A 25,359-nucleotide genomic window follows, 5' to 3' on the forward strand; every position below is an offset into this window, starting at 1 on the left:
GGCCGGGATTGGCCCTGGTGGACATGACCGTGGTCGAGCAGCGCTACCGCGCCGTACTGGCCGTCGAGCAAGGCGAACCGCGCTATCAGGTCGCAGCCCAGTTCGGCGTCTCCCGCCAGACGCTGCACAGCTGGATCACCCGCTACCGCGCCGAGGGCCTGGCCGGGCTGGCGTCGCGCTCACATCGCCCGGACTCCTGCCCCCACCAGGCATCCGAGACGGTGGAGGTGGCGGTCTGCGAGATGCGCCGCGGCAACCCCCGCTGGGGACCCCGGCGCATCGCCCACGAACTCGGCCCCGGCTTCGGCGCCCAGGCGCCCTCGCGCAGCACGGTGGCGCGGATCCTGCACCGCAACGGCCTGGTCGAACCCCGCCGCCGACGCAAGCTCCGAAGCGATTACCGCCGGTGGGAGCGCCCGGCCCCGATGCAGCTCTGGCAGCTCGACATCGTCGGTGGCATCGGCCTCCGCCAGCCCGACGGCACCGTGGCCGAGGCGAAGATCGTGACCGGGGTCGATGACCATTCCCGCTTCGCCGTGATCGCCACCGTCATGATCCGGGCCACCGGGCGGGCGGTGTGTCTGGCCTTCGCCGAGGCGCTGCGCCGCTACGGCGTCCCCGATGAGGTCCTGACCGATAACGGCAAGCAGTTCACCGCCCGCTTCGGCCGCGGCGGCGAGGTCCTGTTCGACCGGATCTGCCGCGACAACGCCATCATCCACCGGCTGACCCAGCCCGCGACCCCGACCACCACCGGGAAGGTCGAGCGGTTCCACCAAACCCTGCGCCGGGAGCTGCTCGACCACGCCGAGCCGTTCGACACCCCACTCGCAGCGCAGGCGGCGTTGGATTCGTGGATCACCACCTACAACTGCGTCCGCCCGCACCAGGCCATCGAGATGGCCTGCCCGGTCGACCGCTTCGCTCCCAGCCAGGACCAGCGCGGCGACGAGGACCTGCTCCCGCTGAGGCTGCCTGCCCGGCTCACCGCCGCGCCCGTCCCGGCCGAGGGCCCCGAGCACCCCGGCCCGGCCCCGGATGACGAGACGAGCACCGAGATCGAGGTCTATCGGGGCGGGCCGGTGGAGTTCGAGCGGGTCGTCCCCGCCTCGGGGAACCTGGCGGTGCTGGGCAAGCAGTTCTGGTTGGGCCCGCTCCGTGCCGGGGTCACCGTCACGTTCTGGGCCGACACCCAGGTCATCCACCTCACCGCCGGCGGGGCACGGATCAAGACCGTCCGCTCCCCCTACACCGACGGCCAGCTCGCCACTCTCGCCGCGACCGGAGGCCGGCCCGCCGGCCCGCCACCACTGCCCCCGGTCGAGCCCGACGGGACCGCGATCGAGGTCGACCGCACCGTCTCCCGCGTCGGCACGATCTGCCTGGCCGGGTCCTGGTTACTGGCCGCGGAGATCCTCGGCGGCCGCCGGGTCACCATCCGCATCGAGGACCACGTCCTGCTGATCTTCGACCCCGAAACCCGTGAGCTGCTGCGAACCAGGCCGAACCCGTTGACCTACGACCAGGCCCGCCACCTGCGTGGCGCCCGACCCGCCGGACCACCACCACGACCCAGCATCGAGCCGGTCACCGTCACCCGCCGGGTCTCGGCCACCGGCACGATCATGATCGCCCGCCAGCTCATCGCCCTGGGCCGTGATCAGGCCCGGACCGTGGTCACCGCCCACGTCGCCGAGCACACGATCACCGTCGACCTCGCCGACGGCGCTCAACGCACTGTCAGCCGGACCACGACCGGCGGGATCCGTAATCTCAAGGCCCAGACAGACCGCACAGTTTCCTAGCCCGAACGTCAACCATCACCCGGGACAGGAACGTCAAGCATCAGGTGAGACCCGACAGAGCGCTGATGCCGTTGTCGTGTCCCGGCTGATGCTTGACGTTCCGGTCTCACCTGATGCTTGACGTTCGCGGCTGCTGCCGTAGCTAGACGGTGGCAGCGTCGGCGACGGTGACCCACGCGTCCGCTCGGTCGGGGTCGGTGCCGCTGGAGAGGGCAATGCTGCGGGCCAGGGCTCTGGCGGTGTCGAGGTGGTCGTCGCTGAGCTTGAGCGCGAGCACGGCGATGTCGTAGGCGGCTTCGCCGTTCATCCCGCGGGGGTCGATGAACCACAGCCGACTGCGGCCGTGGAGCACGTTGGGCGGCGAGAGGTCGGCGTGACACAGCCCGGCCAACATGTCGGCAGCAAGGTCGTCGAGAACCACGCTGGCGGCCTCGCGGACTGCGGCGGATTCAGGGCCGCGGTGGGGTGGCTGGTCGTCGGCTGGCGGATTGGTGAGCCGCGCTCGCAGCCACGGAACGATGCTCGGCAGCGGGGGTGCACCATCTTCATCGGCGAGGGTGCGCAGCATCGTGGCTACATCCGCGAGGTCCCGCGGCCGCGGTTCCTGCTCGGCGAACGATGCGCCGGGCTCGACCGCGTCCATTGCCGTCCATGTGCTTGTGGGCGTGTTCCGAAGGAGATGGACCGCAGGCGCCAGACCAGCACGCGCGAGCTGGTCCAGTACGGCGGCCTGGTGGACGGCATCGGGGTCTGGGCTCGACCGCAGGATCATTCGAGTGCCGGTACTGGTCGTGGCCTCGACGACGTGGGCCGATCTCGCGGAGAACCTCCGGCCGGTTGGGGCGACCGAGAGTGCTGCGCAGACCTCGGCCAGCTCGACGGGGAGCGCCTTGATCCAGGCGGATGCGCGGTCGGGCCATCGTGAGTGTGCAGCGCGGGCGATGTCGGGGTGCAGTGGTGTCACGGGCGTACTGCGGTGGTGAGGGTGTGCATGTCGTCGACGACGACCAGGGCGTCCGCGTCGGCCAGGCCCTCGGCGCGCTCGGGCTGCTTGGCGTAGCCGATGCACGGCACTCCTGCTGCTGCCCCGGCGAGCACGTCGGTGATCGAGTCTCCGACGAACACTGCATCGCTGGGTGCCGCTCGACTGATTTCAAGCGCTGCTCGCAGTAGGTGGGGGTCGGGCTTCATCTGCTCGGGGTGCCCGAAGGGCCGGCCGATGATCTGCGCGACGTGTTCAGTGAGGTCGTGGCGGGCCAGGTAGACCCGGATGGCTCGTTCGGAGTTGTTGCTGACGATCAGCACGGTGTGGCCGGTGGCGACGGCGGTGCGGATGAGCTCGTGGGCTCCGGGGGTCGGTTCGGCGACGGTCGCGGCGCGGGTCTCGTGCTCGATCACGTGGGCCTCGACGTCACGACCGGACTCGGGCGAATGCCGGTAAGCGGCTCGGAGCAGAACCAGCGGGTCATCGGTGCGAACCTCGCTGAGGTCGATGCCATGCACGGTGGCGAACTGGCGTACGGCGGCCGCGACCTCGGGTGCAGGGTGGCCGGCGAACAGGTGCGCGACGGGCCCGTCGAAGTCCAGGAGCATGACCCGGGCGCCGCGGAGCAGGTCGGCGAGCTGGGTGCGGGTGCCGGTCGGGAGGGTCACTGCGGGTACTCCCGGGTGATGGTCGTCCACACGGAGTCGAACCAGGTGCGAGCCTGGGTGACGTACTGGGGGCCGTTGCTGGTCTCGGCGTCGTCGCCGGTGGAGAAGTGAAACAGGGTGGCGTCCTTGCCCATCGGGTCGAAGATCGGCACGGGCGCCTTGTCGATGGTGACGGTGTGTTCCAGGACCGGGTAGAAGCCGAAGAACGCTTCCTCATCGTTGATCAGGTAGAGCTTGAACAGCGGCGAGGCGCTGTGCGCCCGGACCTCCGCGGTCGCGGACTTCACCAACCCGAGGTCGGCAAGCTCCCCGATGCCGTCGGTGATGCTGTCCACCGCGCGGCGGGTGATCCGGTCGGCGCGCTTGCGGACAGCAGGGTCGTCGGCGGCGGTGTCGGCTCGACACGGGAGCGCGAGGGGCACGCCGGGGTCGGACAGCATGATCCGTACGGCGATGGACTCCGGGCTCAGGCGTCCGGCGCGGACCTTGTCCAGGACCTCGGACAGGGTGTTGGCCAGGGTCTCGCCGGAGAACCCGGCGAAGTCGATGCGCACGTGCGGGCGCTCGAACGCAGCCTCGATGTGCGGACGCAGCCCCACCGGTAGCTCGGTCTGGGCGCGGACGAACACCCCGCTCCCCTGGCGGCTGATGAGCAGTCGCTCGGCGTAGAGGGGGCGCAGGGCGGCCTTGACTGTCTCGCGGGCGACGCCGTAGCGCTCGGCCAGGTCGGGCTGGGACGGCAGCTTCTCCCCCGCCTTGAGCTTGCCGAGCTTGATCGCGGCGCGGATCTGGTTGGAGATCTGCTGCGACGGGGTGCGCGGATCCTCCGGGTCCAGGTGCGCGAGGAACTCGGCTGGCGTGCTCATGACCCCACGGTATCGGTCGGCTGGCTAGCCCGGCTAGCCAGCTTCCTCATTAGTGCTTGACATGGCTAGCCAAGCCCGTCATTCTGAGATGGCTAGCCAAGCTGGTCAGGTGAACGAAGGAGACAGTGATGAGGGATCTTCCGGTGGTGCTCGACGGCTACAAGCTCACGGTGGTGGAGCCGCCCGCACCCAAGACCCGCCAGGACGCGAACGGCGCCGAGGTGCCGGTGACCGACCGGGACGGAGTCACACAGTTCGTAGTCTCACTGTTCGCAAAGCTCCAGGTCCAGGCAGGCCAGCGGGCACCGAAGGGCGAGGAGATCAAGGTGACCCTGACGACCGATCCCGGCGACGGATTCGGGGAGGACGCCCGGGTCCAGCTGATCGACCCGAAGATCAACCCGTACTCGATCGAGTCCCCCGACGGTCGGACGGTGTCGGGGATCGCGTTCAAGGCGATGGGCCTCAAGCACGCCCACCCCGCTCCTGCGCCGATACGGCGAGGCAAGGACGACGAGAACCACTCCTGACCGACCTCTGAGTCGTCGGTGACGCCCGCGGTGATGTACGGGCTGGCCGCCTGATGCAGCGGCCCTTTTTCTGTCGCCGGAATGGTGTTCCGGCAATTCCCAGTAATTCCGAGACGGGGACACCTGTGTCCTCGACCAGGGGTGATCTGCGGTGGTGTGTGGCGAATGCAGCGGTAGCGGGGCGTGCGATGTGTGCGACGGCTACGGCGACTCGACCTGCGGTGTCGAGTGTGGGGCGTGTGGTGGTTCCGGGGTCTGCCCGGGCTGCTTCGGAGACGGCGAGACCAGCAGCCCCACGGCGGCGCTGGCGGAGATGGAGATGACGCGATGAGCACAACGACGAGCACCCGGCCGCGGGTGACGACTGGTGTGGGTCGGCTGGTGCGGCGGTTGGAGATCGAGCGGCGCCGCTGGGCCCGCACCGAGCACCCGGTGGTGGCGACAGAGCAGGCGTGGCGGGCCGGGGTCGCGGAGGGACTGCGCCTGGCCCAGCTCGCGATCCGCAAGGGGGTCTGAGAGCGGTGGCGATCAACCTCGGGGCCCGGGACCGGGTCACGACGCTGCCGAAGGTCAACCGGCGGGCGCTGCGCAAGTACGGGGAGTTCTGGCGGGCGTTGCAGCTCGTCGGGGACGCGCTCGCCGAGGCGGACAAGGTCGCCGCGAAGGCCACCGACTCCAAGACCAAGTGCTCCGGGAAGGGGATGTCGGCGAAGGCGGGCGCGGGTGGTGAGCACTGGTCGACCGCGTCGCCGGAGGAGATCCGGGCCTCGGCGAAGACCGCGCACGCCTCCCTGCGGGTCATGGCCTCGGCGGCGAAGAAGTGGGAGGCCGAGCTGGTCTCCCGCGAATGGAGGAAGTGAACGCCATGTCGAAGGCTGTCGATCGCACCGTCGAGGAGCTGGATGCCGCGATGCGCGAACTCAAGCGTTCGTTGCATGGGATTCCGTATCGGACGGGTGGGTTCAAGAACACCCACGACAACCTCGCCCGCGACGTCGCCCACCTCACCGTGCACCTCGATTCGGCACGTGGGGCTTTGCGCGAACAGAAGTAACCCATCTCTGGGTGGTGGGGTCGCCCGCTGCACTGATTCTTGGCGGAAACACACAGCGGGCGCCCCTGCTACCCGACAACTCTCGTGAGGACTGGTAGCAGTGAACAAGCGTAGTAGCTCTGCAACACGCATGAACGGCCCGGCACGCACTCATGTGGGTCGTGCGTCTCGGCCGCCGGGGCGGGAGTTCCAGGCGCTGGCCTGGACCGCACGTCACCCCGGGTTCGTCGCCGTCCCGCTCGTCGTCCTGGGCCTGATCCTGACGGTCGGGCCGCTCGTCACCGGTCTCGGGCTTGGCGTCCTGGTCGCCTCGGTGGCGGTCTGGGGCCGCGCTCACCCGGCGAGCTTCGATCGGTTCGCCGCACCGGCTCTGCGGGCCACGTGGCGGCGTTGGACGGTCTACCGGGGTCGTCGCTGGGCGCAGCTCATGTCCGACTGCGGACTCACGAAGGAGCACCGCCACACCGGCGACCAGCTCGTCCCCCGCGTGCTGCGAGTCCGGTCGGCGTCGGCGTCGATCGACACCGTCTACGTCCGCATGGTCCGCGGACAGGACGTCGCCTACTGGCAGGAACGCTCCTCGATCCTCTGGGAAGCCCTGATCGCGCACCGAGTCGCGATCACCCGACACCGACCCGGCGTCGTCGCGATCGTCATCGAGTGGGAGCTGCCGTTCACCCGCACCATCCCCGCCCCGGACATCCCCGAGCAGGCCGACGACGTGGACCTGGGCGCGGTGGAGATCGGGGACAACGAGCGCGGCGAGCCCTTCACCGCCCCCGTCATCGGCGGACACCGCCTCGTCGCCGGCGCCTCCGGCTCCGGGAAGGGCTCCGTGCTCTGGTCGACCCTGTGCGGGGTCGGACCGTGCATCCGCGACGGCATCGTCCGCGTGTGGATGGTGGACCTCAAGGGCGGCGTGGAGACCGAGCAGGGCGCGCCGCTGTTCCACCGCTACGCCACCTCCATGCCCGCCGCGCTGGAGCTGCTCACGGAGTTCCGCGACGCCATGCGGGACCGGCAGGACGACATGCGCGACCAGAACATCCGCGCCTGCACCCCCAGCACGGGGACGCCAGTGGAGCTGCTGGTCATCGACGAGATGGCGATGCTCACCGCCTACGGCGACCGCACCTCCGTCCGCGACGCCCTCCGTCTGCTGGCAGAGGTGATGACCCAGGGTCGGGCGTCGCTGTTCGCCGTCCACGGCTACCTACAGGAGCCGTCCAAGGACGTCGTAGACGTGCGGGAGCTGTTCACCCAGCGGATCTGCCTCGGCGTCACCGCCGCCTCCCACGTCGACATGGTCCTCGGCGAAGGAGCCCGGGAACGCGGGGCGCTGGCCGATGAGATCCCCGGCGACGCCCGCCACGCCGGGATCGGCTTCGTCATCGACAAGGGCTCCCGCCTCCCGGTCCGCTTCCGGGCCGCCTTCGTCTCAGATGACGACATCGCCGAGCTGGTGCAGCGCTGCACCCCGCCTGCGGATGCGGACGTGATCGACCTCGACACAGGGCGGGGGGCCGCCTGATGGGCACCACCACCGCATGGGTCCTGCGCACCTGGGCCAAGTTCACCCTGCTGTTCGCCATCATCGTGGCCGGGACCTGGCTCTACCTCGGCACCGCCTCGGGATGGTTCTGGGTCGTCCTCGCCGGGGCCGTTGTCGCCGAGTGGTACGTCGTGCGTCAGCTCGCCCGCGAGTGGTCGTGGGAGGCCCGCGCTACCTGGTGGTGGTCGGCATGACCGGCCAGACGAGCACGGTGCAGGGCGCGCTGTTCGGGGACCCGGACGTCATCGAGACCAGCGACCACGGGCCCGCCGCGACGCAGGACCCGCGGGAAGTCGCTCGCGTCGTCGCCCTGGCCCAGGATCCGGGCCTGTTCGTCATCGAGCGCACGGGCCTGGTCCTGCGGGCGGACCCGGCTCGCCCCGGCTGCGCCGACGCACTCGCCCGCCACGACGGGGACACCGTGGCCCAGCTCCTCGACACCGGACACCTGCGCCTCGGCGGCACCCACCACATCCACCACGCCGGTGCTGAGGGCCCGGCCCACTCGGTGCTCGTGCCCAAGGCGACCCGGGACATGGTGTCGCGCTGGGACCACCTCCGCCCCATCCCGGAACCCACCCGGGCACCAGAGTCCGCGAAGGCGCCGCAGCGCTCCACCGGGCTGATCGGCGTCGACGTGGTCGAGCCCGGTAAGGCGCTGGTCTGCCTCGGCACGACCGGGCAGGGCGGGACCCTGCTGCGCGACAGCGGCCGCTACCGGGTCGAGAACGACCACGGCGCACTCGTCGGCCACGCCTCGTCCTACCGGGCCGCCGCCCGGCTCCTGGCCCGCTACCACGGCTTCACTCCGGGGCCGGTCGAGATCGAGCACGAGCACCGCCTCTACCGCCGGTGATCCGGCCCGGTCCCGCCGCGTGAGTCCAGCTCCCAGCGGGGTCGGCGCCACCCCTAACCCACCGCCACGAACCATCCCCGGGAGGGATGCCGTGATGACGGCTGCCACGACCACACAGCACGACCACGACCTGTCCCACCTCCTCCGTTCCAAGGGCTTTCAGGACTGGCGGCGGGAGGTCACCGCCATCGGCGGCTGCGCCGCACCCGTCCACCTGACCGGTTCCTCGCGGATCTACGACCGGGCCACCGGCACCGTCCTTGCCGAGAGGGAAGGCGAGATCCTCGCCCCCTGCGGCAACCGCCGAGCGTCGGTGTGCCCGGCCTGCTCGGACCGCTACGCCTCCGACGCCTACCACCTCCTCCGCTCCGGAATGGCCGGCGGCAAGGGCGTCCCGGACACCGCGGCAGCGCACCCGCGGCTGTTCGTCACGCTGACCGCGCCCTCGTTCGGGCCGGTCCACACCCGCCGGGCCACCGCCCGCGGCCTCGTCGTCCCCTGCCGCTGCGGGGACAAGCACCACCGCGACGACCCACGCGTCGGCTGCGCCCTCGACCCTGAGTCACACGACTACGTGGGCGCCGTGCTCTGGCAGGCGCACTCCGGGGTCCTGTGGAACCGGTTCGCCATCCGGCTCCGGCGCCTGCTCGCCCACGCGCTCGGGGTCCGGGTCCGCGACTTCCGGGACCACGCCCGGCTCTCCTACGCCAAGGTGGCCGAGTACCAGCGCCGCGGGCTGGTCCACTTCCACGCCATCGTGCGCCTCGACGGCCCCGACGGGCCCTGGACCGCGCCACCCGCCGGGATCACCGCCGACGCGCTGCACGCCGCGATCCGGGACGCCGCCCACGACGTGTCGCTGACCGTCGACCGGCCCGACAGCACCCGGCAGGTGCTCACCTGGGGCACTCAGGTCGACATCCGCCCCATCACCAGCACGACCGCGGTCGCGCTGGAGAACGACGACGGCGAGATCACCGACTCAGCCCTGGCCGCCTACGTCGCCAAGTACGCCACCAAAGGCACCGGCAAGAGCGAAGCCACCGACCGCCCGATCCGCGACATCGCCCACCTCGACCACCTCGACATCACCCCGCACCACCGACGGCTGATCGAGACCGCGTGGGAGCTCGGCGGACGCGAAGAGTACGAGGGGCTGAACCTGCGCCGGTGGGCACACATGCTCGGGTTCCGCGGCCACTTCCTCACCAAATCCCGCGCCTACTCCACGACCTTCGGCGCGATCCGCAGCGACCGACGCACCTACCGCCTCGGCGAGACCCTTGCCGCTCTCGACACCCCGGCAGACGCAGCGTCCGTGCTGGTGGTCAACGACTGGGCCGTCGTCCACATCGGCCACCGCAACGACGCGGAACGAGAGATCGCACTCGGCATCGCCGAACGACGACGAGAACAACGCACGAGCAGGAAGGAGGCCCGTCATGGCTGACTCGACCGCGCAGTACTTGACCGTCCCGCAGGCGGCTGAGCACCTGAACACGTCGGTGCGCTTCGTCCGCCGGCTCATTGCCGAACGCCGCGTCACCTTCTTCCGGGTCGGTCGACACGTGCGCTTCGCCGTCGCCGACCTCGACGCCTTCGTTCAGGCCGGGCGGGTCGAGCCGGTGACCGCCGCGAGCGTCTGGCGTGACCTCGGCGGGGTGGCCTGATGGCGAATAAGCGGGGTCACCGCCGGTTCGGGCACGTGCGCAAGCTGCCCTCCGGCCGCTACCAGGCGAGCTACCTCGGTCCGGACGGGCAGCGGCGGAGCGCGCCGACCACGTTCGCCCGCAAGACCGATGCCGACGTCTACCTGTCCCGGGTCGAGGCGACGATCAGTCAGGGCGAGTGGACGGATCCGTCCCGGGCCAAGGTCCGCCTTGTCGACTACGCCGAACGCTGGGTCGAGCAGCGCGCGGGGCTCCGGCCGCGCACCGTCGAGCTGTACCGATGGTTGCTGGCCCGGCACATCGTCCCCACCCTCGGTGGGGTCGCGCTCGGCGAGCTGACCACGGCGCTCGTCCGGCACTGGCGGGCCGACCTGCTCGCCGCCGGGGTGTCCCAGACGATGGCGGCCAAGGCGTACCGGCTCCTGCGGGCGGTGCTCAACACTGCCGTCGACGAGGACCGCATCCTTCCGCGGAATCCGTGCCGGGTCCGCGGCGCCGACCAGGAGAACCCGGCGGAACGCCCGGTCCTCACCGTGCCGCAGGTGTTCGAGCTGGCCGACGCGATGCGCTACCGGAGACTGCGGATGCTGATCATCGTGACCTCGTTCGCGACGCTGCGATGGGGCGAGGCGACCGCTCTCCGGCGCCAGGACGTCGCCGCCGACGGGAGCTGGATCCGGGTCAGCGTCGCCCACACCGAGGTCGTCGGGCGGGGGATCGTCGTCGGACCGCCGAAGTCCCGGGCCGGGGTCCGGACGATCAGCATCCCGACGGCGGTCCGTCCGGACCTGGTGGAGCACCTGCGTGAGTACGTCGGCCCGGAGCCCGACGCGTTGCTGTTCACCGGGCCCAAGGGCGGGGCCCTGCGCCGGGCACACTTCAACAACCTGGTCCGCTGGGTCGAGACGGTCAAGAAGCTCGGAGCGCCCGGCCTGCACTTCCACGACCTGCGCCACACCGGCAACCTCTGGGCGGCGCAGACCGGGGCCAGCACGAAGGACCTGATGTCGCGGATGGGCCACGACGACATGCGAGCGGCCCTCATCTACCAGCGCGCGACCAGCTCGGCCGACCGCCGGATCGCCGATGGGCTGAGCGGCCTGGTCGACGACCACCGTCGTGGGTCCGTACCGCCGCAGGCCGACGAGCACGATCCGCCGGCCGCTGGATGAGATCCCGAATCGCACGGGGATCGCACGAGAGACCGTTCCCCGGAAACGACGAAGGCCCAGGCTCGGCGGGAAACCTGCCGCTGACCTGGGCCCTCGTATTCTGAGCGGATGACGGGAATCGAACCCGCGTATTCAGCTTGGGAAGCTGATGTTCTACCATTGAACTACATCCGCACGGCGTGAGATCACCCTAGCACCACGCCCTCCCCGCCCGTCACGGGCCACCCGGGCCCGGTCGCCGCACGAACCGACCACCCGGCGCGGCTGTCTCGACCCCTCCACCGGCCGTCACGCACACTCGCGACGTCGGTCTGTCAGCCGGCTGGAGGGGGCCACGATGAGCGGGTTCGAGCCGCTGCCGGGCGGTGGGTCCGACGATACGGACCACGAGCACGACATCCTCCTCATCGCGGGGAGCCGCCCCGAGGTGGCCCGGCTGGCGCCCGTCGCGGCGGCCGTCGCCGCCGCGGACCGGATCCGCGGCATCACCGTCGCGACCGGACCCGACCCGATGGCGGTGCACGAGGCGTTCGAGGCCCTCGGTGTCCCGACCGACATCACGGTCCTGCTGCCCACCGACGTCGTGTCCGGCGTCGCCGACGTCGCGGCGGCGCTGCTGGTCCGGCTCGACCGGCTGATGGTCGACCAGGACCCGTCCGCGGTGCTCGTGCACGGAGGCGGGATGGCCGCCGCCGTCGCCGCCACGGTCGCGTTCTGGCGCCGGATCCCGATCGTGCACATGCAGGCCGGCATGGGCACCGACGACCTGCTCTGCCCGTTCCCGCAGGAGGCGCACCGCCGGGTGATCGGGCAGCTCGCGTCGCTGTTCCTGACGACGAGCGGGTCCGCGCTCGGCAGTCCCCTCGGCCCGAACGTGCTCACCATCGGCGACACGGTCAACTCGCTGCCGGCGCCGTCCGACCAGGGCTGCGTGGACGTCCTCGAACGGGTGCGCGACGCGCAGCGGCGGCTGGTGCTCGTGGACCTGGAGCGGTCGTCGTCGCTGCCGGTGCTCGGCGCGCTGGCGGACCTGCTGGAGCGCTACCCACGGGTCGAGTTCGTCGTCACCGGTGCGCAGGCCACCGCCGACCCGGTGCCGGTACTGGGCCGGCACCCACGGGTGACCGTCGTCCCCGAGCTGGCCCTGCCCGACGAGCTGGCCGTGATGGCCGCCGCGACCGTCCTGATCAGCGACGACCACGAGCTGGTCGCCGACGCCCCCGGTCTGGGCACCCTCGCCGTCCTGGTGGACGGCCCGAACGTGCCGCAGCCGGGTGACTCGATCCGCAGCATCGCCGCGCACGACGCCGTCCCCGCCGTCGCGCAGGTGATGGACGGGGACCACGGGCGCCGACCGGCCCCGTCGGACGGGCTCGAGGCGGCCCGGGCCGAGCAGGCGGTCGCGTGGATGTTCGGACTCTGCCGCTCCCCACAGCTGCCCGACGGCACCGGCGGGGGCCGGCACAGCGCGGACGGGAGCGCCTCGGAGGAGGAGTCGTCCGAGGCGTGATCCGCGCGCTCGCTAGGGTGTCCCGGTGCTGCTCTCCGACGGCGACCTGCGCAAGGAGATCGAGTCCGACCGGCTCGTGCTCGATCCGTGGGACGTCGAGATGCTCCAGCCGTCCAGCATCGACGTCCGGCTGGACCGGTACTTCCGGGTGTTCCAGAACTCGCGCTACACCCACATCGACCCGTCCCAGCAGCAGGACGAGCTGACCACGTCGGTGGAGACACCCGACGGGGAGCAGTTCGTGCTGCACCCGGGCGAGTTCGTGCTCGGCTCGACGTTCGAGCGCGTCGGGCTGCCCGACGACCTCGCGGGCCGGCTGGAGGGCAAGAGCTCGCTGGGACGGCTGGGCCTGCTGACCCACTCGACGGCCGGGTTCATCGATCCCGGTTTCACCGGGCACATCACGCTGGAGCTCTCCAACGTGGCGAACCTGCCGATCACCCTGTGGCCGGGGATGAAGATCGGCCAGTTGTGCCTGTTCCGGCTGTCCAGCCCCGCCGAGCGGCCCTACGGCAGCGAGGGCGTCGGCTCCCGCTACCAGGGCCAGCGGGGCCCGACGCCGTCGCGCGCCTTCCGGAGCTTCCACCGCACCGACACCCGCCGCACCTGATCCCGTTCCGCGGAACCCGGGAGGGGCCGCCGGATCGCTACGCTGGCCGGTGATGGACGCCGAGCGCAGCTCCCCGGAGCACCCCGACCCGTGGGCGACTGGGCGTCGCCGCCCGGGCCGTCCCGACCGGGGCCGACGGCCTGCCGCACCCACCGGCACGTCCGGCACCGCTTCGTCCGGCACCGCTTCGTCCGGCACCGCTTCGTCCGGCACCGCTTCGCCCGGCACCGCTTCGCCCGGCACCGCTTCGCCCGACACCGCCGCGCCCGGCACCGCCGCCCCCGCTGAGCCGCCCGGCCGGGCGCTGGAGCGCCGTCCCGCACCCGCCGGACGGGACGACCCGCCCCGGACCGTCGACGGCTCGGTCGCCGGGCCACCGCGCGACCGTCCCGCCCCGGAGGAGCCCGTCGAGGACCCCTGGCGGCACTGGCGCAGGCTCCGCCCCCGCAGCGTCCGGGGCGCGACCGCGCTCGGGCTCGCCGGGACCGCCCTGTTCCTGTTCCCGTTCCTGGACGAGCCGGGCCGGTGGTGGGTCCCGGCCGGGCTCGGGTTCGGGACCCTCGTCCTGCTCGCCCTGCTGCGCCTCGATCGGCTGCTGTTCGGGTGGGCTCCGCACGTCGCGGGCGTCGTGCTGATCGCCGCGCTGGTGTACGGCACCGCGCGCAACCCGTGGGCCTGGGGCATGGCGCTGGCGACGGGCGTCGTCGTCGCCGGGCTGCTCCTGCTGCCCCGGTGGAAGGTCCTCGCCGTCGGCGGGGTGCTGCTGGTGCTGGCCGGGATCGGCTACACGTTCCGGTCCGCCGAGATCCAGCAGGACCAGGCGCGGGTCGATGCCCAGGCAGGGGCGCAGTTCCGCGCCGAGCTCGGGGTGGAGCGGCCGCAGCTCGCACTGGTCACGCTGGACACCGGCGTCGTGGACGGGAACCCGGCGCGGGTCTGCCGGGTCGCCCAGGAACCGGCGGTCGCGCAGCTCCGGGCCGCCACGGGGGCTGCGACCTGCGAGGACGCCGTCGCCGTGCTGCATTCGCGGCTCCCGGCCGGGGCGGAGCCGACGCGTCCGGACCGGAAGTCCGAACCGGACGTCCCGCCCGGTGGCACCACGACCGTCGACGCCTGTGCCTCCGCCTGGGGTGCGGCGGCCCCGCAGCTCGGGCGGGTCGAGCTGACCCGCACCGGGGCCGCTCGGCCGACCTTCCAGGTCAGCTCCTTCGCCCCCTGCTGAGCGGAGCCCCTCCCGACGCGGAACGGCCGGGCACCCCGTGGGGTGCCCGGCCGTCGCCGTCGATGCGGTGGATCAGTTCTCGCTGGACCGTTCCTGCGTCGCCTGCTCCGGGGTGGAGCCGTTGGACGACCCGTTCCCGGACGACGACGGCGCCGCCGTCCCGGTGCTGGACGCCCCGTCGGACCCGGCCGGTGCGGGGTCCTGCCGGGCGGCCTCCTCGGCGACCTCCGGCTCGGGCGTGGCGACGGCCGGGGTCTCGGTGGTCGGCGCGGCCTCACCGGTGGTGTCGGCGGCGACCGGCTCGGCCGTCGGCTCGGACTCCTGCTCCGGGGTCGCGCCCGGCTCGGTGGCGGACTCGCTCCCGGCCTGCGCGTCGGTGTCGGCGGTGTCCCCGGCCTCGGCGGCCACGACCGGCTCCGGCGTCGGCTCGGGCTCCGGCGTCGGCTCCGGCGCGGGGTCGCCGCGCCGCACGGCGGCGAGCAGCATCTGGGAGACGTCCTTGACCTGCACCGAGTCGCCGGCGGTCTGGTTGACGCCGTCGGTCATCATCGTGCGGCAGAACGGGCAGCCCACCGCGAGGGTGCCGGAGGGCTCGTCCCCGCCGCCGGCCTTGGTGAGGGTCTCGGCGGCCTCCTCGGCGCGGGTGAAGTTGATGCGCTTGCCGATGCGCTCCTCCATCCACATCCGGGCGCCACCGGCACCGCAGCACATCGACCGGTCGGCGTGGCGCGGCATCTCCGACAGCGTCGCCCCGGCGGCGCCGACGAGGTCGCGGGGGTCCTCGTAGACCTCGTTGTGCCGGCCCAGGTAGCAGGGGTCGTGGTAGGTGACCGGGCCGGTCTCCTCGCCGGCGGGGGCGTTGACCGGGACCAGCTTCTTCTCCCGGACCAGCTTGTTCAGCAGCTGGGTGTGGTGCACGACCTCGTAGTGCCCGTCGAGCTGGGGGTACTCCCGGCCCAGGGTGTTGAGGCAGTGCGGGCAGGTCGTGACGATCTTGCGGGTCCCGGCCTCGCGCTTCTCGAACACGCCGTTGAGGGTCTCGACGTTCTGCTGGGCCAGCATCTGGAACACGAACTCGTTGCCCGAGCGACGGGCCGGGTCACCGGTGCAGGTCTCGCCCGAACCGAGCACCGCGAAGTCGACCCCGGCGCGGTGCAGCAGCTCCGCGGTGGCCTGCACGGTCTTCTTCTGGCCGTCGTCGAACGCGCCCGCGCAGCCGACCCAGAACAGGTACTCGGTCTCGGCGGGCAGCTCGCTCTCCACGACCGGGACCTCGAAGTCGAGGCTCTTGGTCCACTCCAGGCGGTCCTTGGCGTTCTGGCCCCAGGGGTTGCCCTTGTTCTCCAGGTTCTTGAACAGCGAGTTGAGCTCGGTCGGGAACTCGGACTCGATCAGGACCTGGTAGCGGCGCATGTCGACGATGTGGTCGACGTGCTCGATGTCGACCGGGCACTGCTCGACGCAGGCGCCGCACATGGTGCAGGACCACAGGATGTCCGGGTCGATCACACCGAGGACGTCCTCGCCGCCGATCAGGGGGCGCTCGGCCTCCTTGCGGGCGGCCTCGGGGATCGCGGCCAGACGGGCCTCGGCGTCGTCGCCGGTGATGCCGACCTCGTCGCCGGCCATGTCGGTCGAACCGCCGGCCAGCAGGTAGGGCGCCTTGTCGTAGGCATGGTCGCGCAGCGCGTTGACCAGCAGCTTCGGCGAGAGCGGCTTCTCGGTGTTCCACGCCGGGCACTGCGACTGGCAACGACCGCACTCGGTGCAGGTCGTGAAGTCGAGCAGGCCCTTCCAGGTGAAGTCCTCGACCCGCCCGACACCGAAGGTGTCCTCGTCCGGGTCGGCCTCCTCCAGCTCCAGGACCTGACCCTTGGACATCATCGGCCGGGTCGCGCCGAGTGCCTTGCGGCCGTCGTCGTCGCGCTTGAAGTAGATGTTGGGGAACGCGGTGAACCGGTGCCAGGCCACACCCATCGTCGGCTTGGCCGCGATCACGATCAGCCAGATCGTCGCCGAGAGGACCTTGACCGCGGCGAACACCGTGACCAGCGTCGGCGACGCGGGCAGGATCGTGCCCAGCGCCTTGGACACCGGCGCCGACCAGGTCGGGACGTCGAACACGCCCAGCGCGTCCTTCGCGCCACGCACCACCAGGATGCCCAGGCCCTCGAGGAACACGATCGCCTCGACGAAGTACGCCCGGCCCTGGTTCGAGCCGTAGAACCGCGACATGCGGCCCTTGGTCCGCGGGTTGTTCAGCTGCCGGATCACGATCAGCACGCCGATGCCGACCACCGTGCCGACACCGAGGATCTCGACGAACAGGGAGTAGACGCTCCACTCACCCAGCAGCGGCAGGTGGAACGTCGGGTTCCAGACCTCGACGAACGCCTCGATCAGCGCCAGGAACAGGCCGCCGAACCCGACCATCACCAGCCAGTGGAAGACACCGACGTGACTCCACTTGAGCATCCTGGTGTGACCCAGGGTCTCCTTGAGCATCGTCGCGAACCGCGGCCCGAACGGCCCGATCCGCGTCGCGTCCTGCTCACCGAGCCGGATGACGCTCACCATGTAGGCGACCGTGCGCCACACCAGCGCCACCGCGGCGATCGCCGACAGCACCGTGACGATGCCCAACGTGTACTGCACCCAGGTCATGCGGGGGAACCTCCCTGTAGAACGCCCAGTGGTCCCGGCCCGAGAGCGGTGCGGGGCCGTGCCGGCCGGTGACGGGAGGCGCCGAGGCGCGTCGCACCGCAGAGAGCGATGACGGGGCGCGCGTCGGCACTGACGTCGAGGCGGAACGGGACGGGAATCGAGGAGCCGGTCCGGGAGGTCACCGCGCGGGGCCGGGGGTCACGCGGGCACGGCGGACCGTGCCGCCGGGACCGGGCGGGCCTCTCCATCGCAGTGCCTCCTCGGACGTCGCCGTCGCGTTGCTGTGGTGGGACGCGACGGCGGTCGGGCGAAGGGTAGTGCGCGTGGACGCGGCGCGCGCTGCCCCACCTCCCGACGGGTGGTGCTTTGTTACCGAACAGTAGCCACCCGTGACCATGACATTCGCGGGTGGGGAGATCCCACCGGGGTGCCCGATATGAGGTACGAGTCACGCCCCGGAGCGTGCTCGACCGTTCGGCCGACCGTGTCCACCCGGATGCGGTGCGTGGCGTTCACACCGGGCGTACGGGCCACTCGTCTATTATCACCGCCGGGTCTCGTGGTCTACTCGCCTGCGGGAGCGATTCGGACGAGTGGATTCCGCAAGGAGGAGCTGAGATGACCTCGCACGAGGCGATCCAGCTGGTGCTGGCCCAGGGCGAGCTCACGACGGTCAACCTCCGTGACTGGATCACGAACAACATCGTTCCGCTGATCCTGCTCGCGATCGCCGTGATCCTGCTCTGGATCGGTGGCAGGGGTGACAACGCGGGCGTCGCCCGCCGCAGCGTCGGCCTGCTGGTCGGCCTCATCGCGCTCGGCATCGCCGTGACCGGCAACGGTCCCGCGGTCGGCCAGGCGCTGGCCAACCTCCTCGTCTCCACGGGCTGATCCGTGCTCGTTCGCACGGACGACGAGGTCTACCGGGTCGACGCCGTCTGGCTCGGCCCACCGCGCGCCACCTTCCCCTGGCGGGCCCGGTACGTGAGCTACGGCGTCGGGCTGCTCGTGATCATGCTGATCATGATGGTGCAGCGCAGGCTGGGCATCGGGCTCGACTTCTTCTCGGTCGCGTGGGCGCTCGTGGGCACCGTCGCCATCACCCGCTTCCTCGGCAAGAAGATCGACTACGAGCGTCCGCTCGGTCAGGTGCTCGGCCAGTTCTGGGCCGAGGTCACCGGGCCGCGTGCGGGTCGTCGTTCGGGTGGTGGGTCGGTGCGGGCCGGGCACGTCCGGGTCCGCACGTCGCGCGCGCACCCGGGGCAGCCGCCCCGCGGGGGCCGGCCGCGCCCCTGGAAGGTCGCCGACCGGTCCGCCGCGCCGGCGTTGCCCGACACCTCCCCCGCCACCGGCGGGCAGTTCGGACGCCCGGTCGCCACGAAGGGCGCGCTCGTAGGTGCCGCGGCCGGTCCCGCCACGACACCGCGCCGGTCCCCCGCCGGCGGCACGGTCGTGGACGTGACCGGCGAGACCGAGCCCGCCGTTCCGGTCGTCCCGGCACAGGCCGAGCCGGAACGTGTCGTCCCGCCGCTGCCCGAGCCGGGCAGCGCCCCGCGGCAGGGCCGGTTCCGCCGGGCCCGCGGGCGGGGCCGTGGCCGCGGCGCGACCACCCCGGCCCGCGTCAGCCGTCCGGAGCCGTGGCGCAAGGGTGGCCACCGTGGCCGCACCTGAGCGGACGTCCCGCCGGCGGCGTGGCCGCGCCCGTGCCGGCGAGGGCGGTTCGGGCTACACGCCGTCGATCGCGCTGCGCTCGATCGACGGCCACCTGACGCGCACCGGTACCCAGGTCATGGCCTGGTACCGGCTCGCCGCGCAGGCCTGGAGCTTCCGCAGTGACGGCCAGCGCGAGGTGCTGATCCGGCAGATCGCCGCGCAGCTCGGGGAGATGCAGGGCCGATGGGTGCACCTGCGCGTCACGACGCGGCCGTACCCGGTGCACATGTGGGCGGAGTCGTTCGACCAGAACGCGCTCGGCCGGATGCCCGACGTGCCCGGCGCGCTGGGCTGGGACGGCTTCCTGGAGGGCGAGCAGCGCCACCTGATGGGCCTGTCGATGGCCGACAAGGAGGTCTTCCTCGGCATCGAGGTGTCCGGCCGCGGCCTGCTGGACCGCTGGGTGGAGCGCGCCGCGCCGGTGCTGGACCGGATCGCGCCGTCGGCGGTGCGGGCCGAGCTCGCCGCGCTGGAGTCCGAGGTCAGCCACCTCGACGTCCTGGTCGCCGGCTCCGGGCTCGACGCCGTACCGGCTAGCTCCGAGGACATGGCCTGGCTGATGCACCGCTCCGTCGCGCTGGGGCTGCCGGCGCCGCGCGGGCTGTCGTCGGTCCCGCGCGGGGTCTCCACCTGGGAGGCCGAGGACCTCGCCGCCTTCACCGAGGGTGTCGACCTGCACCAGGAGCCCTACGCCCCGACCGTCCAGGTGGTGGGACGGATGCGGTCGCAGGCCGTGTCCCGCAACGTCGCCGTGCTCTCGGTGGGCCTGATGGAGGGCCTGCGGATCCCCGAGATCGACGACCCGTGGATGCAGCACTCCGACCGCCTGCCGTTCCCGGTCGAGTGGTCCGCGCGGATCTACATCCGGCGCCCGGAGGACGTCACGGGCGAGCTGCAGCGCCAGATGGGCAAGGTGCGCAGCCAGATCCGGCACTACACCCACGACCACGATCTCGACCCGCCGATGTCGCTGGCCCGCCAGGCCGACCGCGTGCTCGAGGTCGAGGACGAGCTCACCACCGGGCTCACCCAGATGAACACCCGGTTGTACGGCTGGTGGCGGATCGCCGTCTCCGGCCGCGACGAGGCCGAGGCGACCACCCGCGCCCAGCAGATCGTCGACATGTACCGGCCGAAGGTGCAGATCGAGCACCCCGAGGCCCAGTACCGCTACGCCCGTGAGTTCATCCCCGGCGAGCCGCTGGCGTCGACGGCCTACCGCCGGCGCGGCTCCGTCACGTGGGCGGCGGCCGCGGTCCCCGCGGCGACCGCGAGCGTCGGTGACCGGCGCGGGATCATGCTCGGCGAGACCTGCACCGCGACCCGGCGTCCGGTGGCCTGGGACCCGTGGCTCGCGCAGGAGGTGCGGCGCGCGTCCGGCCTGACCGCGATCGTCGGTGGCCTGGGCTCCGGGAAGTCGTTCCTGACCGGGCTGGTCGTCTACAAGACGCTGCGCGGCGGGGCACGCTGGACGGTGCTCGACCCGTCCGGTCCGCTGGCCGAGCTGACCCGGCTCCCGGAGCTGGCGCCGTTCTCCCGGCACATCAACCTGCTGCGCGCCGACCCGGGCATCCTGAACCCGTACCGGGTGGTCGCCGAACCCCGCCCGGACCACTTCGCCGACGACGAGGACCCCGAGCGCGCCTGGAAGCGGGAACGTTCGCTGGCGGCGGCCACCCGTCGTCGTCTGGTGCTGGACGTGCTGTCCGGTCTCCTGCCCTACGAGATCTCCCGGCAGCCGCACACCCGGATCGTGCTGCTGCGTGCCGTACGCGAGGTCGGCGGCGCGCCCGACCGGCACCCCGGCATGGTCATCGACACCCTGCGTCGGCACGCGTCCGAGGGTGAGGAGCACGCCGGCGTCGTCGCGGACTTCCTCGACGAGCGCCGTGAGCTTCCGCAGGCCGCGCTGCTCTTCCCGGACGAGACCCGGGCCGACCCGTGGCACGCCGACCGCGACTACCGCCTCACCGTGCTGACCATGCAGGGCCTGTCACTGCCGCGGCCGGGCAGCCCGCGCGAGGAGTGGACCGACAACGAGTCGCTCGGCGTGGAGCTGCTGAACCTGGCGTCCTGGCTGACCCAGCGCACGATCTACGACGCCGACCGCAACCTGCGCAAGGGCGTCGCGCTCGACGAGACGCACTTCCTGTCCCAGGTGCCCACCGGCAAGGTGCTGATCGACCGGCTCGCCCGCGACTCCCGGAAGTTCAACGTCCGGGCGCTGTTCGCGTCCCAGCTGGCCGGCGACCTGCTGCGGGTCTCCGGGTTCGCGTCGCTGGTCAACGCCGTGTTCGTCGGCCGCACCGACGACGAGGAGGCCCAGTCCGAGGCGCTGCGGCTGCTGCGGGTGCCCACCGACGTCGGCTACGAGGAGATGCTCGGGACGCTCTCGCCGCGCCCCCGGCACGACGACCGGCCGGACGACACACCCCGCCAGTTCGTCTTCGCCGACGGGCACGGTGGCGTCGAGAAGATCCGGATCGACCTGGAGGCGCCGCACTTGGAGCACATCCGGGAGGCACTCGACACCAACCCGGACGCCGCCCGTGCCACCGCGCCCCGCCCACCGTCCGGCCCGGAGATCAACGCCCCGGACGAGCCGACGCCGCTGCCCGCCGCCCGCCAGGCACCGCCGCCCGCGGCGCTGCCCGATCTCGACGGCGACGACCTCGACGTCGACACGCGGATCGGGCCCGGCGAGACCGATCCGGTGCTGGCCGGACGGGTCCGCGCCGGCGGGGTGCAGGTCGTCTCGCCCGGCCCCGGGTCCTCCACCGAGATCTACGACGACGAGCAGATCGACCTGCTCGACGAGTACGACGAGGACTGGATCGTCGACGAACCCCCGCCCCCGGACGACGACGGCGGGCACGGTCCCGCCGGCAACGGGCACCGACCGGCCGCATCGCGCGCCGACGCCCACGACCCGCCCGATCCCGGCGGGGACGGGCGGTGACGGCCGGGCTGGATCCGTCCGGTGGCGCCGGTGTCTGGGTCGTCCTCGGCATCGTGCTCGCGGCCGTCGTCGTCGCGGTCCGCCGGACGCGCACCGAGCGGCCGCCGCGCCGCCCGCGCCGCCGGGCGGCACTGGTGGTCGCCGCGCTGGCGGTCGGCACGATCCTCGTCGGCACCCCCGCCATGGCCCAGGCCCTGGACTGCAAGACCCCGCCGGAACCGGACCGGCCCGGGACCGGTCTCGTGGGCTCGCTCGACCGGCCGTCCGCGCTGCACGGTGAGCTCGGCAGCGTCTACGAGGAGGTCGGCTACGCCGGGCTCGTCTGGCACAACTACGACCTGGGCTGCGCCGCCTCCGGGGTGCTGAACCCGTCGGTCACCACCGACACCTGGCTCGGCAACCAGGTCTTCAACCTGGCCAAGCTCAGCGTCGGTGGCGTCAACTGGGCGCACTACCTGATCGCCGACGGCGGCGCGCTGTTCGAGCCGCTCGACACCGTCATCTCCACCGCGACCCGCGCGATGTACGAGACGGTCTTCACCACCTGGGTCGGGCTCGCCCTGCTCGGGTTCGCGATCATCGTCCTGCTCCTCGCGATGCGCGGCGACCTCGCCCGCCAGGCCCAGCGCACCGCGATCGCGGTGCTCGCCCTGATGATCGGTTCCGCGGCCTATCTCGCCCCGGTGAACTGGTCGCGGGCCGCCGACGACCTGCTGCTCGACGGCGTCACGCAGATGCAGGAGGGCTTCCTCGGCCAGATCGGGCTCGGCACCCGGGACACCCTGCCGACGATTCTCGTGGACCAGGTCGCCTACCAGAACTGGCTGCGCGGGACCTTCGGCGCGCCGGACGTCCCGCAGGCCCAGGAGCTCGGGCGTGACCTCCTGCGTGCCCAGGCGTTCACCATCGACGAGATCGACCAGGGGCAGGACACCTCCGAGACGGCCGAGCGGAAGAAGGCCGACTACTCGGCGATCGCCGACCGGATGGGCGACCGCTACGCCTACTTCACGGGCGCGACCGGCAGCCGGATCGGCGCCGGCACGCTGGCCCTCGTCCAGGCGGCCTGCATCGCGCTGTTCCAGCTCCTGGCGAAGGTCCTGGTGCTGGTCGCGTTGCTGATCATCAGACTGCTGGTGGTGTGTGCGCCGGCGGTCGCGGTGGTCGCGCTGCTGAAACCGGACGTCATCCCGGCGATCCTGCGCATCGCGGGTGCGGCGGTCGTCAACACGCTCGTCGTGGGCGCGCTCGCGGGCCTGCACGCGTTGCTCGTGGTGTCGCTGTTCGCCCCCGGCTCCGGGATCGACCTGTGGCTGGCGCTGCTGGTCACCGGGGTCGTGACCCTGGTGATGTGGGCGGTCGCCCGGCCGTTCCGGCGGCTGGTGTCGATGGTGTCGCTGACCCGGGAGCAGTTCGGCGGGATCGTCCCGGGCGTCGGCGACGGGCCGATGTCGAAGGTCTGGAACCGGATGCGCGGTCCGCTGCCGGGCGACGAGCGTCAGTCCCGCTGGTGGTCCGAGCGCGGCACCGGTCCCGGCGCCGGTGATCCCGACGCCGCCCGGCCGGAGGCGGAGACGGTCGCGGGGCCGGGTGCCCGGTCGTGGCGCCGCAGGCCGCAGCCGGAGGTCCCCGGCCGGCAGGAGAGCAATCGGATCGCCGAACCGCGTCGCGGGCAGCTGCCGGTCGGCGCGTCCGGACGCCCCGGCACCGGCCCGGGCGTCCCCGGCCGGACCGACCCCGGCGAGATCGACGACCGGTCGATCTACCGTCGCGACGAGGCGTCCGCCCGCCGCCCCGGCGACCCGTCGCCGGTGACGCCCGAGCTGGTCGACGGCGTCCCCGTCTACAAGATCTACCGTCCGCGCGCCGCGCGGACCGCCGACGGCCGGGACGGTGGCCGTGCCGATTAGGTCCCCGCGCGGCCGGACGGCCGCCTACCGGATCATCTGGCAATGGCCGCTGCGCTCACCCGCCCGGCTGGCCGTGACCGTCGTCCTGCTCGGCGGGCTCGTGTTCGGGCTGGTCCTGGTCGGCGGCCAGGTCGGCGGCGGCGCGTCGAGCGGTGGTCTCCTGGCCGGCGGCGGTCAGGGCGAGCGGTGGGAGCAGGGCTCCGGTGTCTCCGCCACGCCGACGCCGACGATGCTGCCCCCGGTGTCCCCGCTGACCCCGGAGTCCCGTCCGGTCGACCAGGCGCCGCCCCAGGCGCTCGAGGTCGCGCGGGTCTGGGCGTCGGCCTGGGTGAACCACCCCGAGGGCATGACGGCGCAGCAGTGGGTGGCCGGCCTGCGCCCGTACACGACCGACGAGTTCCTCGGTGTGCTCGCGGGCGTCGACCCGGCCAACGTCCCGGCCTCCCGGGTGACCGGCGCGGCCACGCCCGTCCGGGTCGCGCCCAAGAGCGTCGAGGTCGAGGTCCCCACCGACTCCATCCGGCTGACGATCCTGGTCGTGGACACCGAGGCGGGCTGGAAGGTGTCCCGCTACGACCGGGCATGAGCACACCGGTCACCCGGGCGCTGCGCCCGCTGCGGCTCCTGCTGCCGTTCGTCGCCATCGGGATGGCGCTGGTCCTGTTCCTGACCGTCGGGTTCCTGGCGTTCAGCCCGAACATCGGTGGCGGGCGGACCGGCGGTTCCGCATGGTGCGACACCGGGATCTCGACGGCGACCGTCGGACGCGGGGGCGGTGGCGCGACCATCGAGACGCTGGCCGACGACCAGCGCCAGAACGCCTCGTCGATCATCTCGGTCGCCAAGGACATGGACCTGCCGCCGCGCGCGTGGCTCGTGGCGCTGGCCACCGCGATGCAGGAGTCCACCCTCCGCAACATCGACTACGGCGACCGTGACTCGCTGGGCCTGTTCCAGCAGCGGCCGTCGCAGGGCTGGGGCACGCCCGCGCAGGTCACCGACCCGGCGTACAGCAGCCGGATCTTCTACGAGCGGCTGCTCGAGGTGCCCGGCTGGGAGAGCATGCCGATCACGGTCGCCGCGCAGACCGTGCAGCGCTCGGCCTTCCCCGACGCCTACGCCAAGTGGGAGCCCCTCGCCGCAGCGCTCGTCGAGCAGGTCGGTGACGTCGCGAACCCGACCGGGTGCGAGCCCGGGACGACGGGTGCGCTGCCCCCCGGCGCGGCAGGCGCCGCGATCGGCTTCGCGCTGCGCGAGCTCGGCAAGCCCTACGTGTGGGGCGCGACCGGCCCGAACGCCTACGACTGCTCCGGGCTGCTGATGCGCGCCTACGAGGCGGCCGGGATGACCATCCCGCGGGTCTCCCGCGACCAGTACAACTCCGGCGGGCACCTGCCCAACCGGGACGTGCAGCCGGGCGACTTCCTGTTCTACGCCCACGACACGTCGGACCCGTCGACGATCTACCACGTCACGATGTTCATCGGCGACGACAAGATGGTCGAGGCGCCGAACAAGGACCATCCGGTGCGGGTGCAGCCGGTGCCGTGGGACTTCGAGGACCTGGTCCCGCTGGCCACCCGCCCGGGGACGACGCCGAACCCGGCGTAGGG

24 protein-coding genes and 1 tRNA gene are annotated in these 25,359 nt (G+C 72.3%); 20 read left to right on the top strand and 5 right to left on the bottom strand.

The annotated features are described in order from the left end of the window. The first annotated feature begins 23 nt into the window (after nt 1-23). The gene (locus AD017_RS13940) at nt 24-1,805 is read left to right on the top strand and encodes an IS481 family transposase (RefSeq protein WP_369821688.1); all 1,782 of its coding nucleotides are present in this window, start codon (nt 24-26) and stop codon (nt 1,803-1,805) included. A gap of 142 nt (nt 1,806-1,947) precedes the next feature. Here AD017_RS13940 and AD017_RS13945 read toward each other — a convergent pair whose 3' ends face one another. From AD017_RS13945 to AD017_RS13955, 3 genes are read right to left on the bottom strand one after another with little or no spacing between them, the layout of a single operon-like run. Then, on the bottom strand, nt 1,948-2,874 hold the full coding sequence (locus AD017_RS13945; protein ID WP_082399237.1) for a phosphotransferase: 927 nt from the start codon (nt 2,872-2,874) through the stop codon (nt 1,948-1,950). After that, a complete protein-coding gene (locus tag AD017_RS13950; RefSeq protein WP_082399238.1) occupies nt 2,766-3,458 on the bottom strand; it encodes an HAD family hydrolase in 693 nt (230 codons plus the stop codon). The genes AD017_RS13945 and AD017_RS13950 overlap by 109 nt, the downstream gene beginning before the upstream one ends. Continuing rightward, nucleotides 3,455-4,324 (bottom strand): winged helix-turn-helix domain-containing protein, encoded by an 870-nt coding sequence (locus AD017_RS13955; RefSeq protein ID WP_060574479.1) that lies wholly within the window; start codon nt 4,322-4,324, stop codon nt 3,455-3,457. Before AD017_RS13955 ends, AD017_RS13950 begins: the two co-directional genes overlap by 4 nt. Nucleotides 4,325-4,452: 128 nt before the next feature. On the opposite strand from AD017_RS13955, the gene AD017_RS13960 reads away from it, so the two are divergent. From AD017_RS13960 to AD017_RS14000, 10 genes are all read left to right on the top strand, one after another. Next, entirely contained in the window at nt 4,453-4,854 is a 402-nt protein-coding gene (locus AD017_RS13960; protein ID WP_060574480.1) for a hypothetical protein, read from the top strand. 327 nt (nt 4,855-5,181) lie between these two features. After that, a complete protein-coding gene (locus AD017_RS33430; protein WP_082399240.1) occupies nt 5,182-5,370 on the top strand; it encodes a hypothetical protein in 189 nt (62 codons plus the stop codon). A 5-nt stretch (nt 5,371-5,375) separates the two neighbouring features. Then, nucleotides 5,376-5,714 carry a hypothetical protein gene (locus tag AD017_RS13965; protein WP_060574481.1) on the top strand — a complete coding sequence of 113 codons (339 nt, stop codon included), beginning with the start codon at nt 5,376-5,378 and terminating at the stop codon, nt 5,712-5,714. After that, the gene (locus tag AD017_RS13970; RefSeq protein WP_227013373.1) at nt 5,702-5,908 is read left to right on the top strand and encodes a hypothetical protein; all 207 of its coding nucleotides are present in this window, start codon (nt 5,702-5,704) and stop codon (nt 5,906-5,908) included. Before AD017_RS13965 ends, AD017_RS13970 begins: the two co-directional genes overlap by 13 nt. A 154-nt stretch (nt 5,909-6,062) precedes the next feature. Further along, nucleotides 6,063-7,439 carry an FtsK/SpoIIIE domain-containing protein gene (locus AD017_RS13975; protein ID WP_227012744.1) on the top strand — a complete coding sequence of 459 codons (1,377 nt, stop codon included), beginning with the start codon at nt 6,063-6,065 and terminating at the stop codon, nt 7,437-7,439. Next, the gene (locus AD017_RS13980) at nt 7,439-7,654 is read left to right on the top strand and encodes a hypothetical protein (protein ID WP_060574483.1); all 216 of its coding nucleotides are present in this window, start codon (nt 7,439-7,441) and stop codon (nt 7,652-7,654) included. The genes AD017_RS13975 and AD017_RS13980 overlap by 1 nt, the downstream gene beginning before the upstream one ends. Further along, nucleotides 7,651-8,316: a hypothetical protein gene (locus AD017_RS13985; RefSeq protein ID WP_227013374.1), complete on the top strand. Its 666-nt coding sequence runs from the start codon at nt 7,651-7,653 to the stop codon at nt 8,314-8,316. The genes AD017_RS13980 and AD017_RS13985 overlap by 4 nt, the downstream gene beginning before the upstream one ends. Before the next feature lie 94 nt (nt 8,317-8,410). Then, nucleotides 8,411-9,766, top strand: coding sequence for a replication initiator (locus AD017_RS13990; protein ID WP_060574485.1), 1,356 nt, complete (start codon nt 8,411-8,413; stop codon nt 9,764-9,766). Further along, on the top strand, nt 9,759-9,986 hold the full coding sequence (locus AD017_RS13995) for a helix-turn-helix domain-containing protein (RefSeq protein WP_060574486.1): 228 nt from the start codon (nt 9,759-9,761) through the stop codon (nt 9,984-9,986). The genes AD017_RS13990 and AD017_RS13995 overlap by 8 nt, the downstream gene beginning before the upstream one ends. After that, the gene (locus tag AD017_RS14000) at nt 9,986-11,158 is read left to right on the top strand and encodes a tyrosine-type recombinase/integrase (protein WP_082399241.1); all 1,173 of its coding nucleotides are present in this window, start codon (nt 9,986-9,988) and stop codon (nt 11,156-11,158) included. Before AD017_RS13995 ends, AD017_RS14000 begins: the two co-directional genes overlap by 1 nt. A gap of 103 nt (nt 11,159-11,261) precedes the next feature. On the opposite strand, the gene AD017_RS14005 is transcribed toward AD017_RS14000, so the two are convergent. Then, nucleotides 11,262-11,332: transfer RNA gene (locus AD017_RS14005), tRNA-Gly, on the bottom strand. Between the two features lie 163 nt (nt 11,333-11,495). Here AD017_RS14005 and AD017_RS14010 point away from each other — a divergent pair. Genes AD017_RS14010 through AD017_RS14020 form a run of 3 tightly spaced genes read left to right on the top strand, consistent with a single transcriptional unit; the run spans nt 11,496 to nt 14,500 of the window. After that, nucleotides 11,496-12,668 (top strand): UDP-N-acetylglucosamine 2-epimerase, encoded by a 1,173-nt coding sequence (locus AD017_RS14010; protein ID WP_060574487.1) that lies wholly within the window; start codon nt 11,496-11,498, stop codon nt 12,666-12,668. 25 nt (nt 12,669-12,693) lie between these two features. Further along, nucleotides 12,694-13,278: a dCTP deaminase gene (gene dcd / locus AD017_RS14015; RefSeq protein WP_010226059.1), complete on the top strand. Its 585-nt coding sequence runs from the start codon at nt 12,694-12,696 to the stop codon at nt 13,276-13,278. Nucleotides 13,279-13,330: 52 nt separating this feature from the next. Continuing rightward, nucleotides 13,331-14,500, top strand: coding sequence for a hypothetical protein (locus AD017_RS14020; protein ID WP_060574488.1), 1,170 nt, complete (start codon nt 13,331-13,333; stop codon nt 14,498-14,500). Nucleotides 14,501-14,572: 72 nt separating this feature from the next. Here AD017_RS14020 and AD017_RS14025 read toward each other — a convergent pair whose 3' ends face one another. Further along, on the bottom strand, nt 14,573-17,164 hold the full coding sequence (locus AD017_RS14025; protein WP_082538254.1) for a heterodisulfide reductase-related iron-sulfur binding cluster: 2,592 nt from the start codon (nt 17,162-17,164) through the stop codon (nt 14,573-14,575). A 618-nt stretch (nt 17,165-17,782) separates the two neighbouring features. Between AD017_RS14025 and AD017_RS14030 the strand changes: the two genes are divergently transcribed. From AD017_RS14030 to AD017_RS14055, 6 genes are read left to right on the top strand one after another with little or no spacing between them, the layout of a single operon-like run. Beyond that, nucleotides 17,783-18,055, top strand: a complete 273-nt coding sequence (locus tag AD017_RS14030; RefSeq protein WP_010244125.1) for a hypothetical protein — start codon at nt 17,783-17,785, stop codon at nt 18,053-18,055. A gap of 3 nt (nt 18,056-18,058) precedes the next feature. After that, complete coding sequence (locus AD017_RS35810; RefSeq protein ID WP_060574489.1) at nt 18,059-18,835, top strand: hypothetical protein; 777 nt, start codon at nt 18,059-18,061, stop codon at nt 18,833-18,835. Further along, nucleotides 18,822-21,836 carry an ATP-binding protein gene (locus tag AD017_RS14040; protein ID WP_227012746.1) on the top strand — a complete coding sequence of 1,005 codons (3,015 nt, stop codon included), beginning with the start codon at nt 18,822-18,824 and terminating at the stop codon, nt 21,834-21,836. The genes AD017_RS35810 and AD017_RS14040 overlap by 14 nt, the downstream gene beginning before the upstream one ends. Next, nucleotides 21,833-23,746, top strand: coding sequence for a hypothetical protein (locus AD017_RS14045; protein ID WP_060574491.1), 1,914 nt, complete (start codon nt 21,833-21,835; stop codon nt 23,744-23,746). Before AD017_RS14040 ends, AD017_RS14045 begins: the two co-directional genes overlap by 4 nt. Beyond that, nucleotides 23,730-24,332, top strand: a complete 603-nt coding sequence (locus AD017_RS14050; RefSeq protein ID WP_082399245.1) for a hypothetical protein — start codon at nt 23,730-23,732, stop codon at nt 24,330-24,332. The genes AD017_RS14045 and AD017_RS14050 overlap by 17 nt, the downstream gene beginning before the upstream one ends. Then, a complete protein-coding gene (locus tag AD017_RS14055; protein WP_060574492.1) occupies nt 24,329-25,357 on the top strand; it encodes a C40 family peptidase in 1,029 nt (342 codons plus the stop codon). The genes AD017_RS14050 and AD017_RS14055 overlap by 4 nt, the downstream gene beginning before the upstream one ends. The last annotated feature ends 2 nt before the right edge of the window (nt 25,358-25,359 follow it).

It is taken from the genome of Pseudonocardia sp. EC080619-01, from assembly GCF_001420995.1.
Taxonomy (GTDB): Bacteria; Actinomycetota; Actinomycetes; order Mycobacteriales; family Pseudonocardiaceae; genus Pseudonocardia.